Source organism: Priestia megaterium, assembly GCF_046599315.1.
GTDB classification, from domain to species: domain Bacteria; phylum Bacillota; class Bacilli; order Bacillales; family Bacillaceae_H; genus Priestia; species Priestia megaterium_F.
Genome location: NZ_JBKIKC010000001.1, coordinates 300,064 through 312,625 on the forward strand (window position 1 = coordinate 300,064; position 12,562 = coordinate 312,625).

A 12,562-nucleotide genomic window follows, 5' to 3' on the forward strand; every position below is an offset into this window, starting at 1 on the left:
TTTCCAGCACGTACAATAACACGAATGTATGCTTCTCCGATGGCTATTCTTTTTTTGTTAATAGTTAAAAAGCGTCTTTAGACAAGTAAGAATGCTTTTCTTTTTCTTTTCCAACCAGCGAAACAAGGAATCCTGCTATTCCAGCTATACATAGAACTACCAATAGACCAGTAGTACCTACTAACAAGCTCACCGCAGCTGAAGCTAACATCCCTCCAATATAACGAAAAGTGGAATAAATACCGGACGCAGTGCCTGATTGCTCCTTTTTGACAGATTGAATATTCATAGCCTGCATAGATGAAACACCGATTCCTGCTCCAACGCCTCCTATTATTAAAGACACAATTATATAAGAAATGGATGCATTCGCTAAATGGAAATAAAGCATCGCCGCAAGGAATGAAATAAGAAACGATAAGCGTATCGGGTGTTCTTTTCCTACCCTCTCCGCTAACAGCCCTCCTAGCCAAGAAGAAATAGACATCGCTAATGAAAAAAAGAAAAGAAGCAAACCAATTAAGCGAATATCATACTGCTTCTCTAGCAAAAGCGGGATAAACAAAATGGTACTATACATCATAAAATTACTGCATAGAATAGAAAGGTTTGAGGAGAAAAAGGTGCGAACCTTAAAAAGCTTAAAATCAATCAGCGGCTCTTGAACCTTGCGTTCTAGCACAATGAAAAGAATGACCGATGCTATGCATATGAAAATAGTCCAAGCATTAAACAAGTCACGGTGCGTCAGCATTAGGGTAAAACTTGTCATACTTACTCCAAGCAAAAAAGCGCCTCCTATATCCAGCGTTTTTGCTTGTTGCTTTACGGTAGACGGCACATATATAAATGAACAAATCAACGATAGAACAGCAAAAGGAACGTTAAACCAAAAAATTGACGTCCATCCAAGATATTTGATTAAAAAAGCCCCTAACACAGGTCCTACGGCTGCTCCCAGCCCCATTGATAATCCAAACAGCCCCAGCGTTCTTCCAAGCTTTTCTTTTGGTAAACTGTGTCTCATAATGGCTGTTGCGTTAGGTGTGGCTAATGCACCTCCTAATGCTTGCAGCGTGCGAAAGACTGTGAGCGAAAGTAGGTTATATGAAAACACACAGGCGGTCGATCCTACTAGAAAAATAACCATTCCTGCCACAAACATAGTCTTATTTCTGTATAAATCACCAAGTTTCCCCGCGATAGGCTGAGCAACTGCCATCACAATTAAATAGATAGTTACCACTACTGATACATGTACGATGGAAAGATGAAGCGCTTTGGCAATAGACGGTAAGCCTACTGCAATCATAGTGGAATTAACAGGAATTAAAAAAGTTCCCGTTAAAATAGAAAATATAATCCAGGACGATTTACTGCTGTTCAATCGTCACCACTCCGTTAGTTCCGTCTACGGTAATAACATCTCCGTCTTTTAGTAGATCCGTGGCTACTTTTGTGCCGAGAACCGCTGGAAGTTTATATTCACGAGCCACTGTTCCTGCATGAGATAAAATTCCCCCTGCATTGGTTACAATTGCTCCAGCTAGAGAAAATAATGTGGTCCAAGCGGGTGCTGTTGTTTCACACACAAGAATATCTCCTTGTTCAAGCTTAGAAAATTGACTTGGATCTGTAATATTTTTTACCGTTCCTGTATAAACACCTCTTGAAGCGGCACTTCCTTTAAAGGTTTTTTGATTTTCATCTACTTCTGGAGGTCCCATTTTCCCGAATACCCGCTCTAGCAAAGGATCTTCTTCTGCTTGAGGAGGCGTTCCGTAGGCAGGCGGCGTTTTTTTATGACGATTTTCTTCAAACTCTTGCTTTCTATTAATGATAAGTTCATGAGATGCCACGGGCGTTTTTAATACTTCTAGCAATTCATCATAATAGAAATGAAAGATATCTTGAGGCTGATGAATTACTCGGTGATTAACTAAAAGAGTTCCTACATTTAGCAAAAACAGCCTTGCTGTAGCAGGGAGCATCGCATCAATATAAAAATGATGATCTTCATCTAATCCCCATGCGTCCAAAGCCCATCCATAAAACAGCTTAAACTGCTCTTTTTCTTGGCATTCCGGCATTTTTGCGAGTACATCACGATAGTTTTCTTCTCTCTTTTTTACGACGTCTTCATAATTTTTCTTGAAGTCGTAGTCTTTACGCACATAGCCAGCAATAATCGACAGCGCATGTAAAGGGTTCTCTACCCACGTCTCATCAATAAACTCATGCGAATTTGCAGAACGATAGCCGTACTCATTCAAAAAGCTTTGTAGCTCTTTTAAAAATTCTCTGCCTTGGGATATGCCTAATAGACTTGCTTTTATCTCTTCTGAATTCTGTTCCATAAAAGCTTGTTTTAATTGATCCGAACGTTTGACTGTGTCTGTTAATTGCCACAGCGCTTGATCGGTTTCAAGTGACTTGTTCATCACGCCTTCCAACAAATCATACACATAAGCCGTATTCGTGTTTCCGGTCAAGGCTCCATATAATTCTTCTAAAACCATCCCTAAATCATTTCTCGGCATAATGATTTCAAAGTGAAGCTGCCAAGCTTTTTTATAAAAATCATGCAGTTCTTTTACTTTTTCTTCTGCTTCTTTTAAAGATAAAGGACGTTCTGCATTTCTTTTTACTTCCCTGTAAAAAGGTAAAAACACCTCATCAACGTACTCGTATAGTCTAGGTTTAAGTCGAGGTAACAGCGGCTTAACTGCTTCTTGGTGCTCTTTTAGGCGATCATTTACGTCACCTGGAAACGGAATGTTTTGTTGATACATTTTCCCATCAGCTAATTTCACTACAAATTGATAGATAGGCAGTTTTAACGTTTCAAAACCGTACTTCGTCCCATAAGTCATTGCAGGAAGCTGAAAGGAAGCATATAAAGGACTTAGCACATGCGCGATATGTAAGTTGTCCTGTACCCAAAATCCCGTTTGTTTTTCTTCCTCACTTAAAAATAAGTCGTTTTGAAATGCAGATAATACGTTCATTGGATTTCCCCTTTCATCTTCATTAGGCAGTAACTGGTCTCACTTGAAGCAAATAAATATTTTCATTTTTTATGGCAAATTCAATGTCTACAGCATAACGACAATACTGCTCTACTTGATTCGTTAAATGAAGCAGCTGTAATGCTGTTTCATCTGATATAGAAAATTCATTTTTTTCTTTATCTGTTGTTACAGCTTTTGTTATTCCTGTAAAACCTGACACTAGCTTATACTCTTTTAACCCTAGTTCTTTCATTATATTTCTTGTCTTTTTATGAATAACAAACAAATCAGGCGTAATAGCACCTGATACAATTCCCTCTCCTAAGCCGTACGTCACATTAATGACAACTTCCTCTTTACTTTCTGTAATAGGGTTTACGCTAAAAATCACACCGGATACATCCGCCTCAACCATTCCTTGTACAAGGACACCCATCTGTGGATTAGAAAGCGAAATTTCTTTATCTTCGGCATACGCCTGAACCACGGATGAAAAGTAAGAAGCCCAGCATGTTTTTATACTTGTCAACAGTTCTTCTATATTTCTTACATTTAATACCGTTTCATACTGTCCGGCAAAAGAAGCATCCTCTAAATCTTCAAGTGCAGAAGAAGACCTTACGGCTACAGCCTTTATACCTGCACCTTGAACATCGGTATATGAAGAAACAATTTCTTTTTGTAGTGCTAAAGGAAACATGCCGCTCTGAATCTTCTTTTCTATGACATTGCTTTCTTCTACTTTTATCTCTATTTGGTTAAACGTTAAAAAGAAATGTAATGCGTGAGATGTTAAGACAAATCCTTTAGGAATATGAGAAATGTGTTGAATCATTTTCGAAAGATTATAAGCTTTTGAACCTACTGCTTGAAGTTCTGCATGACATGCTTTTTCTAAAGCGACAATATGCAATGAATTCACCTCCTTTCATTTACATCAAAAGATAATTAAATAAAGCGATAAAATTCCATTTAAATCCATGATGTAGTTTTATAAAATTAAGTTTATTTTACTAAAAATTAACATATTTTTAAATATCTTTACAAAAAAATCACAAACCATATTCATTAGAATATGATTTGTGATTTTTTTTATAACTAACACATATAAAAAAAACGATAACCACAAGGGCTATCGTTTTTTTTATTATTGAGATACCATTACTTTCTGGCGAACGTGCTCTAAGTGATCACGAACCGCTTCTGCTGCTTCTTCTGGCTCTCCATTTTTAATTGCTTCAAAAATGCGCTCATGGTCAGCATCCGTTTGCTTGCGATTTTCTTTTTGGCTTTTATTTAACGAATAAGCAAGCGCTTTTCGATATAAATGGCCTAAATCTTCTACGGCATGAAGAAGGAATGAATTATGGGCAGCTTTTACAATATCATGGTGAAAACGATAGTCCGCTTCATGTCCAATTTCTTCACTGTTATGAACCGTCTTTTTAAACGCTTCTAACGATTCTTTAATTTCAATAAGTTCTTCATCTGTACGGCGAAGCGCAGCTAAGCTTGCAGCTTGCGACTCAATGATAATACGCATTTCAATCAGTTCAAGAACCTGATCCGCTTCAACCATTTCAAATGTCATTGGATCAAGCATGCCAACTAAGTTTACACGCTTTACGTAGCTTCCTCCGCCTTGTCTTGATTCAATCAATCCGCTGGCAGAAAGAACGCTTAGCGCTTCACGAATTGGCGCACGGCTAACTCCAAACATTTTTGACAATTCATGTTCCGACGGCAAACGAGACTCTGGCGGGAACGTTTTCTCTTTAATCATCTTTTTTAATTGATCAAGCACTTGACTAGACACTTTTTTACGCTCAATAGGTACAAACATACTTCTATTCCTCCTCCAAGTAATTATCTCTCTCTCTTTTTAGTGTTCATCGGCTCCAGTATAACTGTGTGTATTCCGATTTATGTAAACGCTTCAATCTTTGTATTACAAGTATACATTATTTCAATTCAAATGTGTTGATAAAATTTTACTATTATTGTTATTATACCATGAAAACAAGTTATAAATGAATAACGATTCATGTTTTTTTGACATAATACCATCATCTTACATATAATCCATATATAATCATAATTGCCGCATCCGCTAATACATGGCTGATGATACTCGCTTCGACGCTATACCGCTCTCTTATATACGCCCACATCAGACCTGCTGAAAAGACGCCCGCTATTGATATCCAATTAAACGGAAAAACAAAAACAGGGAGGATAATCAATATGTGATAAAGCGTATAAAAGCTTGATGTAACAATACTTGAAGCGAGGAAGGATACATGCTTTTTCACTTTATTTTGTATATACACCCGCCAATATATTTCTTCTAAAACAGGATTAATAAAAATCAAAATGACGGCTAAAATGGTAACTTTCCACCCGCTAAATCCCCATATTTGCAAAACCGCTTGCATATCTTCTGCATGAAAGATTTTACCAGAAAAAAGCAGGCTGCTTCCAACTATAGCAGCGGCACATAGAACTCCGCTAAGAGTTCCCACATACAGAGATTTTTTCGCAGTCACTAATTTTACGTTAATTTTATTATTTGCATATAAAATCATAAACATCCAGCCGTAGAAGCAAATAAATGTTACCAACACATTTTGGATAAGCCACAAACCGAAAAAAACAAAGATTGTTGGCATGAACAGCAAAAGCAAAAATTTTATCATGTTTATGGCGCACCTTCTTTAAGAGCGGCTTTTCTTTTACCTAGTAAACCTTTCGCTTTCAAAAGGTTTACTATCTTTTATCTTATAAAAGTCCAGTGGTATTTTCAATTATTTTTTAATTCCTGCTCCAGCTCGCGAAGACTTTCAGCAAGCTTTTTCTTTTCTTCTTCAAAATGAGCATCATCTTTAAAAACAGGAGCTGAAGGCTCGGTCTCCTCATTTTCCCTTAGCCAATCCGGCGTCATTTCCTTGCGAACAACACGCTTTTTATTGACATGTGAAAGCGGCTTTTCACTCTGTTGATTGGCAAGCGCTCGCTGTGATGTTAGATAATGCTTATGAAAAAGATGCTGTTTAATGTAGGCGAATGCTCGAATGGTATCACCGCTGTATTTAGGCGCGTAGTGATCGAAAGCTTCATGCAGTGCAGATAGCGCAGTTTCTATGGGTATTTCGCTTTTTGCGACTTCGTACATATGCTTCAAATCATTCGCCGAAGGGTACAATCCTCGGTTTCTTCTAGCGATAAAAGCTGCTTCTAACGTTTGTACATATACGTCGTGCGCGTCTTCTTCTCTTTTTATTTGATTTGTATTTTCTGCTGTAGTCTCTGTTAATGAAGCCGTCACTGTGACTGTCTCCGCTGCTTTAATTTGACTATTCCCTTCTGTCAAATTGACGTCTTCGAGTTCTTCAAACTCATCGCTTGGCATAAGCTCTTCTAATTTTTCGTAATCAATCCGGTACCAGACCGTGTTGTTAAATTTAGAGCGATTGTACTTTCCTTTTATAATCAAACCTTCTTTCTCAAGCTTCGAAATAATGCGTTGAATCGTTGAAAGCGACCAAAAAGGAAACTGCTGCAGCCACTGCTGATTTGTATTGTAAACCCATGTGTATCCGTCCTGCACATTAACGCTTTTTTCAAGCCAATAGTGAAGCTGCTGAAGAAACAGCGCTCCGTTCACTCCTACTTTAACTGCAAGCGCCGGCAGTACAATTAACGGCTGATCTTTTAATAATAATTTACTCATCACGTTATCTCCTTTGTCATATAAAACGTCTACTGTATATATACAAAGAAAAAGAAAAAACGGGGATGCTCACTTTAAAATTATGTTAAAATATAGAAAAAACGAGGTGAGCATATGATACGTCACGCCAGACTCGGTGACGAAGCAGGCATTGCGAACGTACACGTCAAGAGCTGGAAATCGACTTATAAAGGACTTGTACCAGATTCTTTTTTAGACTCTTTAAATGCTGAAAAGCGAAAAGCTCTCTGGAAAAAGCAGTTGGAATCAAATTCTGTTTTCGTTGCAGAAGAAAACGGTCAAATTGTCGGCTTTGCTTCTTATGGTAAAGAAAGAACCAACAAGTATCCTTCCTATACCGGAGAACTGTCTGCAATGTATTTACTAGCAGAGCATCAGCGAAAAGGAATTGGAAAAGCGCTTATGCACGAAGTAGCGCAAGAGTTGGTAAAACAAAACGTACATGCCATGCTCACATGGGCTTTTGAACAAAACAGTGCCTGTCATTTTTACGAAGCGCTTGGCGGAAAAAGAATCGATCGAGCTGAAGTGATTATTGATGGAAAGCCTTTATCTGAAGTAGCTTTTGGATGGGACACGCTTAAGGATTTGTAAGACAACTCTCTGGACAGATTTTTTTCTTCACGGTAAACTAGTTAGTTGGTATAAAAGAAAGGATGACTTACCGTGACGAATGCTACTTATCGAAACATTATTTTGCTAGTTCTTTGCGTAACAGCGGGTATTGTAGATGTGATTGGCTACTTAAGCCTTGGCCATATCTTTACGGCAAATATGACCGGAAACATCGTACTGCTTGGATTAGCAATCGGAAACTCGCTTGGAACAACTGTTTTTCATTCCCTAACAGCTTTAGGAGGTTTTATTGTAGGAGTTGTAGGAGCTGCAATTCTTGTTGGCAATAAAGAAAAAATGTTTTGGCCTAAAGCCGTAACCATCGCACTTGGAGTAGAAGGATTAATTTTACTTGTTTTTGCACTTTTATCTTCGTTTTCTCCTTCTTTACCCTTAACTTACCTGTTTATTTTCTTATTAAGCTCAGCAATGGGACTTCAAACAACGGCTGCTCGAAAGCTTGGCGTAGCTGGAATTTCAACAACCGTATTAACAGGGACGCTTGCTAATTTCTTTGAAGACGTAACGGCGCGTTTGCGCAGCCCTCGCTACCGCAAAACGTTTACAGCCGATGGAATTCTTCGCGCGCTGTCTCTTGTATTTTACTGCTTTGGCGCTGTGATCGCGGCACTTGCAGAGCCTGCTTATAAATTTGAAATTATTTGGCTGCCAATTGTTATCCTGTTAGCCATTATCATTTTTGTCAGCACAAAGTTTCGTTCTGATTCAGAAGAAAAGTAATAAAAAGAGACTGGGACAAAAGTATCTTAGTCAAAGGAAGATCCGAACAAATTTGATTCTTGATCGAGAATCGAACTCGTTCGGATTTTTTATTGGCATGGTGAACGTAGGTTTCATATATGTAGTTGCTTCTAGTTGTTGATTGGAGAGCAAGGCGAAGACTCCTACGGAAAAAGCAGAATAGGTGAGACCCCGCAGGAGCGGAAGCGACGAGGAAGCTCACCAGCCGCCCGCGGAAAGCGAAGTCTTGCACGGAAATCAACAGCGGTGTAACAAGCGAACATACTAGATCATTTATCCAATTTGTTCGCCTTTAGATTATATTGATTTAGTTATGTCTCAACCTTTTTCATTTTTCTACTATTGCCAATAGAACGCCCATAATGATTGACGCTAAAGGTCCTACAATGAATAGTCCAGTTAAAATCGATCGTATGGCTTCCCCTAATGACCGCAAAGGACCTTGCTTGGACTCTGCTTTTTTCACTCTCTCCTCTAAGTGTTCGACTCTTTGCTGAAGCTTCGCTAATTCATGCGCAACATCTACTTGTTCACTCATCGGTTAAGCTCCTTTTTATTCTACATTACCATATACCTCCTTACCGAAACTACTATTTGTTTGTAATAACTTCGATGCCAATGTCGCGGTAAGCATTTAACACGGTTTCGTTCACATGCTCTTCTGTAATCAGCCAATCTAGCGAGTTGGCTGAGCTGAACGTGTACGTTGAAGATGTATTGAGTTTTTTAGCTGTCACAATAGCGGCTACTTCACTCGCGCTTTTTATCATTTGACTTTTGATGTGCATTTCTTCAAGCAAAGGAATGCTCATACCGATTTTAGGATCGATTGCGTATACGCCTAAAAAACAAAGGTCCGCTCGAATTTGCTTAAGCATATCAACCACGCTTTGTCCTACCGTGACCATGGATTCTTTTCGAAACGTTCCCCCAAGAGAAACAACTTCTACAAAAGCATGTTCCGCTAGTGCAATGGTAATTAGCGGACTGTTTGTAATGACCGTAACGTTTAAATTCTTTGGAAAAGCTTTGACGAGCTGAATATTTGTTGTACTTCCGTCCATCAGCAGCACTTGCCCGTCCTTAATTAACGGAAGCGCCGCTACAGCAAGTGAATGCTTAACATCCATCAATTCATGTTTTCGCTCTTTGTAATCAACCGCAGACGTTGAACGCGGAAGCGCTCCTCCGTGTACGCGCTGCAGCAGACCAAGCGCGTCCATTTCCCGCAGATCTCTGCGGATTGTATCTTCTGAAACATTCAGCGTTTGGCTAAGCGTAGTAGCAACAATTCGCCCTTCTTTTTCAAGCAAATTCATAATTTGTTTGCGTCTTTCTTGTTTCAACATTGCTTGTTCACCTGTTTTCTTTCTGCTTTTTACTTTATTATACTTGTTTCTTTTGTAAAAACAATGTAAAAACGCTTGATTATCATTGTTTTTTCGTTTATTGTAGGATAAACAAGATAAAACACGTAAAAACAAGTAAAAATAGTCAAGGAGAGATGTTATATGAAGATGATTTTTACAGACTTGGATGGAACGCTTTTAAACAGCAACAGTGAAATTAGCAGGATCAATGCAGAAGCCATTAAAAAAGCGCAAAAACACGGAGTTGAAGTCGTAGTTGCCACAGGACGCGCTTATTTCGACGTGCAGGAAATATTAAAAAAAGCCGAGCTTTCAGACGTTTGGGTGATTGCCGCAAACGGAGCTACTATTCATGACCCGAACGGACAGCTAAGACATTCTGTCCCGATTGATGCACATCACGTAAAAGAAGCGCTTCAGTGGCTAGATGCAAACGAATTTTATTATGAAGTGTTTGCCGAACATGCGATTTATACGCCAAACTCGGGCCGTGAGCTGCTGGCCATTGAAATTGATCGGGTAAAAAGCGCCAATAAAAACGTGGACGAAGAAAAGCTTCATCACGCGGCAGCTAAGCAATACAGCCAAACGGGATTTGCCTTTGTGGCATCCTATGAAGATATTTTAAATACAAATGCAGAGCTTTATAACGTACTAGCTTTTTCATTTGATGATGAAAAACGAAAAAAAGGCTGGAATCATTTTAGCAAGCAGCACGACATGACGCTTGTTTCTTCCGCTGATCATAACTTTGAACTTGAACACAAGGATGCGTCAAAAGGAAACGCATTAACATACGTTGTAAGAGAGCTTGGCGGCTCTCTTCATGATGCCATTGCCATTGGAGACAGCTTTAACGACGTATCGATGCTGCAAACGGCTGGAAAAGGTATTGCCATGGCAAATGCGCACGCGGAAATCAAAGCGCTAGCTGATGATGTTACATTAACGAACGATGAAAACGGAGTAGCTTCCGTTATTGAAAAAGTGTTAGAAACACAGCTAGAAGCACATTAAAAAAACGCTTGGCAAATGCCAAGCGTTTTTAAATTGTCATTCAGTAAATAAGCGGCACAGCGCAGCTAAAAGAATAGCCACGCGCTGCGCTCCTTACTTGTAATTCACTTCTTCATTCACACACGTCACTAAAGGCTTTTTCTCAAGACCTAAAAGTAAGTTTTCGACGGCTAAATCTGCCATGCGATTGCGCGTTTCGTACGTAGCACTTCCAATATGAGGTGTTACTAACACATTTGAAAGCTGCAGCAGCTTATGATCTGCCGGAAGCGGTTCTGGGTCTGTTACATCTAGTGCTGCGTACGCAATTTCTTCATTTTTCAGCGCTTCGTATAATGCTTCTGTATCCACTAATCCTCCGCGCGCTGCGTTCACAAAATACGCGCTATTTTTCATTGCTTTAAATTCCGCTTCTCCAAACATGCCTTTGCTTTCGTTTGAAAGCGGTACTAAGCATACAATACAGTCAGCTGTGTGAAGCAGTTCTTCAAACGAAAGGTATACGGCATCAAGCTCTTTTTCGGCTTCATGCTTGCGGCTTCGGTTATGGTACACAATGTTCATGCCAGATGCTTTTGCTCGTCTTGCAACAGCGCTTCCAATATCGCCCATTCCAACAATACCAAGCGTTTTTCCAAATAAATCGACGCCAAATACCGTTTCCCAGTTTCCTTGTTTCACTTTTTCATAGCCTTCATGAATACGGCGAGCCGCAGAAAGTAATAAACCAAACGTTAAATCAGCCGTCGCTTCTACTAACACGCCTGGCGTATTGCTAAAAGGCACGCCTTTTTTCGTACATGCTTCGACATCTACACTGTCATACCCCACGCCTGATTGAGAAATAACGCGCAGGCTCGGCGCTGCTTCTAACAACTTTTCATCTACTGTGATGTGGCCGATATTAAAAAAACCGTCGGCATCACGAAGCCAGTCGCGCAGCGTTTCTTGTGGAATCTTCCCTTCTCCTTCCCATATTTGAATATCGCAGTGCTCCGCTAGCTTCTCGTAAGCATTTGGCCACGTCTTTCCAGACATAACAACTTTGTATTTCCCCATGTTTATCTCTCCTTTTCCTTGTTAACCCATATGTATGAATAAGAACTAGCTGTCCTATCATAAGCCTACTACAAAGATGAAACTTTTTCCATCCACGAATCGTCTTTATAAGTAAGGGGGAATACGAATGTTTGATGATGAAATTATATTTGAAGATGATCCGTCCGGAGATGAAATTGTTTTTGAAGGTGATGCGTCCGATGACTTGAATGGAGGCTCTTTTTTTCCAGACGATGCGTTATTTAACGGAATACCTACGTTTGTTATGCTGTTTTCTGTTATTATTATTGGTATTTTTCTATTTTCTATTTTTAAAGGAATTAGTACGTGGAGTAAGAATGAGCAGTCTCCTCGTCTATCTGTAAAAGCAAAAATTACGGGCAAACGGACAAACGTCCACCGCCACAACAGTCACGCTCATAAACATCATCATTCACACACATCTACAACCTACTACGTAACCTTTGAGTTTGAAAGCACCGATCGCTCTGAATTTATTGTTTCAGGCCGTGAATACGGCATGCTTGCAGAAGGAGACGAAGGAATACTGGCGTTCCAAGGAACTCGTTTTTTGGATTTTCAAAGGCGTCTAAATGAAGAACATGCAGATGCTTAGCTAAAGATCTCTTTCTCTCAGAGGTCTTTTTTACTGTATATACACATTCATATAGCAAACGACCTATTTGTGCCCTTTTTACTTTGTAGAAGAACTTTAATCACTATAAAAACATACCGTGTAACACATTCATTTAAGCAGGCAGGTGATTTTATGTATTCTCCTTATGCAGGAAGCGGTATCTACTACGGACATTACGGGGAGGCTCCTCATTCGCATCCTATTCAAACGCTTCTTACACAGTACTGGCATCAAACCCACTATCCGGGTCCCCACAAAAAATATGTTCACGTGTATTATCTCAACCCATCTACTTTTCATTATTATCCAACCTATTAAACAGTTTTTTGTAAAAAAATGG

At 39.4% G+C, this 12,562-nt stretch carries 15 protein-coding genes; 6 read left to right on the forward strand and 9 right to left on the reverse strand.

Translation table 11 applies throughout. The annotated features are described in order from the left end of the window. Positions 1-64 precede the first annotated feature (64 nt). The 6 genes from ACLHDF_RS01775 to ACLHDF_RS01800 form a co-directional block, all read right to left on the reverse strand. A complete protein-coding gene (locus tag ACLHDF_RS01775; RefSeq protein ID WP_413917326.1) occupies positions 65-1,387 on the reverse strand; it encodes an MFS transporter in 1,323 nt (440 codons plus the stop codon). Next, the gene (locus ACLHDF_RS01780) at positions 1,374-3,008 is read right to left on the reverse strand and encodes a PEP-utilizing enzyme (protein WP_413917327.1); all 1,635 of its coding nucleotides are present in this window, start codon (positions 3,006-3,008) and stop codon (positions 1,374-1,376) included. The genes ACLHDF_RS01775 and ACLHDF_RS01780 overlap by 14 nt, the downstream gene beginning before the upstream one ends. 22 nt (positions 3,009-3,030) lie before the next feature. Continuing rightward, positions 3,031-3,924 (reverse strand): PEP/pyruvate-binding domain-containing protein, encoded by an 894-nt coding sequence (locus tag ACLHDF_RS01785; protein ID WP_413917328.1) that lies wholly within the window; start codon positions 3,922-3,924, stop codon positions 3,031-3,033. Positions 3,925-4,158: 234 nt separating this feature from the next. Continuing rightward, entirely contained in the window at positions 4,159-4,854 is a 696-nt protein-coding gene (locus tag ACLHDF_RS01790) for a FadR/GntR family transcriptional regulator (RefSeq protein ID WP_013058211.1), read from the reverse strand. 223 nt (positions 4,855-5,077) lie between these two features. After that, entirely contained in the window at positions 5,078-5,707 is a 630-nt protein-coding gene (locus ACLHDF_RS01795) for a CPBP family intramembrane glutamic endopeptidase (RefSeq protein ID WP_413917329.1), read from the reverse strand. Positions 5,708-5,811: 104 nt separating this feature from the next. Beyond that, positions 5,812-6,741 (reverse strand): hypothetical protein, encoded by a 930-nt coding sequence (locus tag ACLHDF_RS01800; protein WP_413917330.1) that lies wholly within the window; start codon positions 6,739-6,741, stop codon positions 5,812-5,814. Between the two features lie 114 nt (positions 6,742-6,855). Between ACLHDF_RS01800 and ACLHDF_RS01805 the strand changes: the two genes are divergently transcribed. The 3 genes from ACLHDF_RS01805 to ACLHDF_RS01815 all read left to right on the forward strand — a co-directional run bounded on the left by ACLHDF_RS01805 (position 6,856) and on the right by ACLHDF_RS01815 (position 8,391). Next, positions 6,856-7,356, forward strand: coding sequence for an N-acetyltransferase family protein (locus ACLHDF_RS01805; protein ID WP_413917331.1), 501 nt, complete (start codon positions 6,856-6,858; stop codon positions 7,354-7,356). Between the two features lie 72 nt (positions 7,357-7,428). Continuing rightward, positions 7,429-8,118, forward strand: coding sequence for a YoaK family protein (locus tag ACLHDF_RS01810; RefSeq protein WP_413917332.1), 690 nt, complete (start codon positions 7,429-7,431; stop codon positions 8,116-8,118). A gap of 138 nt (positions 8,119-8,256) precedes the next feature. Beyond that, the gene (locus tag ACLHDF_RS01815; protein ID WP_413917333.1) at positions 8,257-8,391 is read left to right on the forward strand and encodes a hypothetical protein; all 135 of its coding nucleotides are present in this window, start codon (positions 8,257-8,259) and stop codon (positions 8,389-8,391) included. A 76-nt stretch (positions 8,392-8,467) separates the two neighbouring features. On the opposite strand, the gene ACLHDF_RS01820 is transcribed toward ACLHDF_RS01815, so the two are convergent. Together ACLHDF_RS01820 and ACLHDF_RS01825 are read right to left on the reverse strand one after the other, a co-directional pair. After that, the gene (locus ACLHDF_RS01820) at positions 8,468-8,677 is read right to left on the reverse strand and encodes a hypothetical protein (protein ID WP_413917334.1); all 210 of its coding nucleotides are present in this window, start codon (positions 8,675-8,677) and stop codon (positions 8,468-8,470) included. A gap of 52 nt (positions 8,678-8,729) precedes the next feature. Beyond that, positions 8,730-9,488, reverse strand: a complete 759-nt coding sequence (locus tag ACLHDF_RS01825; RefSeq protein WP_413917335.1) for a DeoR/GlpR family DNA-binding transcription regulator — start codon at positions 9,486-9,488, stop codon at positions 8,730-8,732. A 162-nt stretch (positions 9,489-9,650) separates the two neighbouring features. Here ACLHDF_RS01825 and ACLHDF_RS01830 point away from each other — a divergent pair, with 162 nt between their 5' ends. Next, complete coding sequence (locus ACLHDF_RS01830) at positions 9,651-10,526, forward strand: Cof-type HAD-IIB family hydrolase (RefSeq protein WP_413917336.1); 876 nt, start codon at positions 9,651-9,653, stop codon at positions 10,524-10,526. Between the two features lie 93 nt (positions 10,527-10,619). Here ACLHDF_RS01830 and ACLHDF_RS01835 read toward each other — a convergent pair whose 3' ends face one another. Continuing rightward, entirely contained in the window at positions 10,620-11,585 is a 966-nt protein-coding gene (locus ACLHDF_RS01835) for a 2-hydroxyacid dehydrogenase (protein WP_413917337.1), read from the reverse strand. A gap of 127 nt (positions 11,586-11,712) precedes the next feature. On the opposite strand from ACLHDF_RS01835, the gene ACLHDF_RS01840 reads away from it, so the two are divergent. Both ACLHDF_RS01840 and ACLHDF_RS01845 read left to right on the forward strand, forming a co-directional pair. Continuing rightward, complete coding sequence (locus ACLHDF_RS01840; RefSeq protein WP_413917338.1) at positions 11,713-12,201, forward strand: DUF2500 domain-containing protein; 489 nt, start codon at positions 11,713-11,715, stop codon at positions 12,199-12,201. 153 nt (positions 12,202-12,354) lie between these two features. Further along, positions 12,355-12,540, forward strand: a complete 186-nt coding sequence (locus ACLHDF_RS01845) for a hypothetical protein (protein WP_413917339.1) — start codon at positions 12,355-12,357, stop codon at positions 12,538-12,540. The last annotated feature ends 22 nt before the right edge of the window (positions 12,541-12,562 follow it).